At 40.4% G+C, this 4374-nt stretch carries 5 protein-coding genes; all 5 read right to left on the bottom strand.

Annotated features, from left to right (window positions below; all coding sequences use genetic code 11):
* Nucleotides 1-132 precede the first annotated feature (132 nt).
* Nucleotides 133-1185 (bottom strand): DNA cytosine methyltransferase, encoded by a 1053-nt coding sequence (locus tag INF29_RS13850; protein WP_193487305.1) that lies wholly within the window; start codon nucleotides 1183-1185, stop codon nucleotides 133-135.
* Nucleotides 1182-1517, bottom strand: a complete 336-nt coding sequence (locus INF29_RS13845) for a helix-turn-helix domain-containing protein (protein WP_193487303.1) — start codon at nucleotides 1515-1517, stop codon at nucleotides 1182-1184. The genes INF29_RS13850 and INF29_RS13845 overlap by 4 nt, the downstream gene beginning before the upstream one ends.
* 329 nt (nucleotides 1518-1846) lie before the next feature.
* Nucleotides 1847-2107 (bottom strand): helix-turn-helix domain-containing protein, encoded by a 261-nt coding sequence (locus INF29_RS13840; protein ID WP_193487301.1) that lies wholly within the window; start codon nucleotides 2105-2107, stop codon nucleotides 1847-1849.
* Nucleotides 2100-4076 carry a type IV secretory system conjugative DNA transfer family protein gene (locus INF29_RS13835; protein ID WP_193487299.1) on the bottom strand — a complete coding sequence of 659 codons (1977 nt, stop codon included), beginning with the start codon at nucleotides 4074-4076 and terminating at the stop codon, nucleotides 2100-2102. Before INF29_RS13835 ends, INF29_RS13840 begins: the two co-directional genes overlap by 8 nt.
* A 4-nt stretch (nucleotides 4077-4080) precedes the next feature.
* Nucleotides 4081-4245, bottom strand: a complete 165-nt coding sequence (locus tag INF29_RS13830; protein ID WP_193487307.1) for a hypothetical protein — start codon at nucleotides 4243-4245, stop codon at nucleotides 4081-4083.
* Between the last annotated feature and the right edge of the window lie 129 nt (nucleotides 4246-4374).

The following is a 4374-nucleotide window of genomic DNA, read 5'->3' as shown; positions in this document are numbered from 1 at the left end:
ACATGTCCGGAAACTGCATTATAATACAGACAAAGGCAGAACCTCAAAAAAATAGGCTCTGCCCAAAGTAACTAATGACATATCTTATATCAGTTTATTCACTTTACACAAAACTTGAAACGGTCTCTAATTTTATTCCTCGATATTTGCTGGCATGGACTCATAAGGAATGCCTGCGAAAGTCTTTAGAATAGCTTCAAAAATGATTTTCGCTCCTATGCACGGTACAGCCATGCCAATCTGCTTACGGACACTTTCCTTGTTTCCTTCAAATACAAAATCATCTGGAAAAGTCTGCAGTCTGGCACGCTCTCTGTTTGTCAGTGCTCTTGGCTCAGCCCAATGGTAGATATGAGTACCGCCGCCACCGCTGCCAGTTACTGTATAGGCTGGTTTTTCTGGATCAAGCCTCTTATAAATCTGGCTTATCTTTGCTCCAGTAATATTCAGCTTCAAATGCTCCGGCAGATCAGCAGTAAAGGCGTTTTGACCTGGTTTTATATAACTGAGTCGTTCAACAACAGTTGGAGACTGCTTTGTAAGCTCATTATTTGGAGCATCTTTTGGAATAGGCGGCACTTCAATGGCATTACGGCATGTATTATCTACCTTAGCATATGGTTTATTGGATGGCACTTTAAACTCAACATCAATATCATTACGTATACCAACAATGATTATTCTATGCCTTGCCTGAGGAACTCCATAAGTTTCAAACTTATACAGGTTTGGATAAAGCTTATACCCGGCAGTCCTCATCTCATCCAGTATTTTCGTAAATGCTTTTCCATCATTAGCATTTCTCAAACCGCCTACATTCTCAGCTAAAAACCATTGGGGTTTATACAGCTTAAGTACTTTAACACCATATGAATAAAGAGGACCATATACACCATCCATACCCTTTTGCTCTCCCACAACGCTATAATCATTGCAAGGAAAACCAAAGGCAAACGCATCAATTTGTGTAAACTGTGTTAAATCCAGTTTACGGACATCTGCATGGTACACACTTCCAGGCATATTATGACATATATTGCGCTGATAGGTACGGCAGGTATTTTCATCATAATCATTTGCCCATGCATGAACTATTTTGAAATTCGGATCTCCTATATCAGCATGGGTAGCTCCCCATGCAAGACCACCTGGACCACAGAATAACTCTCCTAATCGAAAAATCATATTTTAGTCCTCCCTTTTATGAATAAGTCAATCTGTTTTTGGATGTGGTTTCTCTCGTCATCGCTAAGAAGGTCTACATTTTGAAAGACCTGTTCATATGAGGAAAGTGCATCAGTATCAAGATAACCAGCTTTAATCAGCAAATCTACAAGATTAATTTTATATAGCTTTGCAAGTGCTTTTGTACAAAAAGGTCCAACCTCAAAAGCTTTTGTTCCATTTTCAATACGGCTCAAACGCGAATCGCTTATACCAGTTTCTTTGTATACATCTTTCAAACTCAGCCCCTGACGCACACGAGCTTTTTTTAGGTAATCACCTAGTTTATCCATAAAACCACCTCTTACAGCTAATAATATATCATATTTGCTGCATTATTGCAATATATATATATAATTGCTGCAATAATGCAGCAATTATATGTTTATAAAGGTGATTATCAAGCATTTTTCCATAATATTTATAAAAATTACATCTAAGTCCATTTCAAAATATGTCAGTATAGTTTATAAATTCTTTTTCTGTATACGATGTAACTGTTAAAGTGAACAATTCACATTCTCGGCTCACATTGAGCCATACCATAGCTCACGCAGAAGACAGACCTCCCCCTTGGCGTTTTTTCACCGTTTTTTGAGGGGAATTTTTTTCTTTTTCAAACTCATTCTATAAAATAGAGATTGCTGCTTTTGCCTCCATTGTCACGAAACCGATTTTCTTTTCTGATGTATGCACTTCTTTCCAATTCTTGAATGGAACGCTTTACTGACGCCAAAGAAAGATGCAGATCTTTGGCTATGGTTTTCATGGAGGGATAGCAGCTTTTTGTTTCTTTGCTCGCACGTTCGCAAAGATATAAATAAACAGATACGGCTTTGCTGGAAAGCTCCGTATCTTGATAGACCTTCCTTTTGTCAATCATCCCTATTTTCCACCCCTTTCATGGTTTTCGATATGTTGCATAACGGCTTATCTTGTTCCTGCATTGTGCGTTTGGCGGGTTGCTGGAGAGGATTTTTCGGTAAACCGTATTTTTTTGCGATGGCTTCCTCAATAGTCTTTTTATTAGCGTAATGCACCTTCCTCACCACAGCCTGGCGCATTGGGTATGTTTCATTCAGCTCGATTCCCCACTCAAAAAACAGCTTCAGCTTTGTTTTCATTGGCTTTACGCCTGTTCTTGTGACGATGAACGTATCTTTTGGCATGATTTTAAGCTCATCTGGTGTCATCAATGGTCTTCCTGTCATCTGCAATGACTTGGATTTATCTCTGCCTTGTGAGATACTGCCTGTCATGACTGTCCTGTCCCCCAGTGTCTTGGACAGTACGTTGGCTGCTTCGGAGTTTGGTGCTAAGCCACCATATATGCAGACCTGACAGTTATCAATGATGATGTCCGCACCTTCTTTACCATAGTTCTTTTCCAGCTGTGCCAATGACTGTATGATAGGCACAAAGCTGATTCGTCTGGAACGGCTGGCAGAAAACATCATTTCCGCAGACTGTATGGCTGGCAGTGTACCGAACTCATCCAGGAAGAACATAACTCTGTTTGGCAGCTTTCCTCCCATTTCATCGGCAATGGAAAGCATTTCTCGATAGAGTTGCTGTACAATCAAAGAAATGAGGAAATATTTGCTGTTATCTTCCTCCGGCATGATCAAAAATACCGCAGACTTATTTCTACAAAACTTTTCCGTATTGATTTTGGTTTCAAAGCATAATAGCTGTTCAATTTCAGAATCCAGAAAAGCATTCAGCCTGGACAATGCTGTTGAAAGTACAGACGCCATTGCCTGGTCTGAAGTATTCAGGGCGGCACCCGAAAGCCATCTTGCTTTATGTTCTTCCGGAAGACGTTCCATCAACAGCTTGAACTGACTTTTGCCTTTCACTTCTGATGGTCCCAATAAATCTTGAATCAATTTGAACACACTGATGATATGCCTTTCTTCTCCTTTTTCTTCTATTTCATTTTTCTCTGGTTGAAATAAAATCACTGCTTCCACTTCTCGAATACTTACTTCCTGTGCTTTCGGCAAAAAATCTATGTTTTTATCAATGCAGGCTTTTCTCATCTGTGCTATTTCTTTTTTACGTTCTTCCAGTGCTTTCTGTTTTCTCTTTTCCTGTTCCAATGTAAGAGCATAGGGCGAACAAAATTCCGCAATCACCAATATCACAGCAGTGATCAAGCCCTCTGCCGAATCATAGAAGAAGGCATTTTGCCCTGCATTGGCAGAATCAAATCCACCAGAATTCAAGACCGTTTTGGATATTATCTTTGCGTACTTCTCTGCTTTTGCCTTTGCCACAAGGGAGTCTGCCTGCAAATATTCATCCATGTAATGATTCACCATATGAAGCATATTGAAACCATCGCTTTGGGTTGGATTTCTCAAATCCAGCACCGAAATATCATAGCCATAATACTTTTTTGCAATGGGAGCGTAGCTTCTCAGGAGATCACCCTTTGTGTCGGTCGTGACAAAACTCATGCCTGACGCACAGCAGTATTCCAGATTGGGATATAAAAACTTGGCTGTCTTGCCCACACCAGCGGCACCGATCATCAGTGCGTGAACATCTCCTTCCTCCACGATTGCTGTGACTGTTTTCTTCTTTCCGAACTTCATCATATTGCATCCAATGATGATGCCTTGGGGCAGGTTGCAAGGAGGCTTTCGCCTCCAGACCTGTGGTTCATATCTCACTCTCTGAAATGCCGCATCAATTTCTTTTGGTGTGGCAAAGCTGGCGGAGCCATGCTGGCCATCGCCTACGGTCTTGCTTTTGATGTTCAAAGACTTCCTGTCGATCAAAAGCATACAGACCATAAAGGCGCCAAAAATCAATAGCAGGGGCATTAAATACCATAGATTCTCCATTTCTTCAGCCTCCCATCTCTAATTCCATCCGCTCTGTGGTATCAGGTTCTGTTTTTTGTTCTTCCTTGCTCTGTTCCGCAAAACTATTTTTTCTTTCAAGCTCCTGTAGATACTCCGTTTCCACATAGATGATAGCTCTCATAGCCATATCTGCCATTTTTTTGCCCATACAAACCTGCTAACAAAAGTCAAGACCTTTTCGCAAGCTTTTTAATGATTTTCAACTAAATAAAAATTCCACGACAATTAGACCGGCTCAAAATCCGGTCTGTTGTTTTCTTGGGTTTATTTTCTTTTA

The sequence above is a fragment of the Anaerotignum lactatifermentans genome (genome assembly GCF_014982935.1).
Taxonomy (GTDB): Bacteria; Bacillota; Clostridia; order Lachnospirales; family Anaerotignaceae; genus Anaerotignum; species Anaerotignum lactatifermentans.
The sequence above is the reverse complement of the archived record's forward strand: the minus strand, read 5'-3'. Positions and strand labels throughout refer to the sequence as shown.

What these genes read in the sequence shown, in the direction of transcription:
- INF29_RS13840 (WP_193487301.1), bottom strand. Translation starts at nt 2,107, where the DNA reads ATGATTGACAAAAGGAAGGTCTATCAAGATACGGAGCTTTCCAGCAAA.
- INF29_RS13845 (WP_193487303.1), bottom strand. Translation starts at nt 1,517, where the DNA reads ATGGATAAACTAGGTGATTACCTAAAAAAAGCTCGTGTGCGTCAGGGG.
- INF29_RS13850 (WP_193487305.1), bottom strand. Translation starts at nt 1,185, where the DNA reads ATGATTTTTCGATTAGGAGAGTTATTCTGTGGTCCAGGTGGTCTTGCA.
- INF29_RS13830 (WP_193487307.1), bottom strand. Translation starts at nt 4,245, where the DNA reads ATGGGCAAAAAAATGGCAGATATGGCTATGAGAGCTATCATCTATGTG.
- INF29_RS13835 (WP_193487299.1), bottom strand. Translation starts at nt 4,076, where the DNA reads ATGGAGAATCTATGGTATTTAATGCCCCTGCTATTGATTTTTGGCGCC.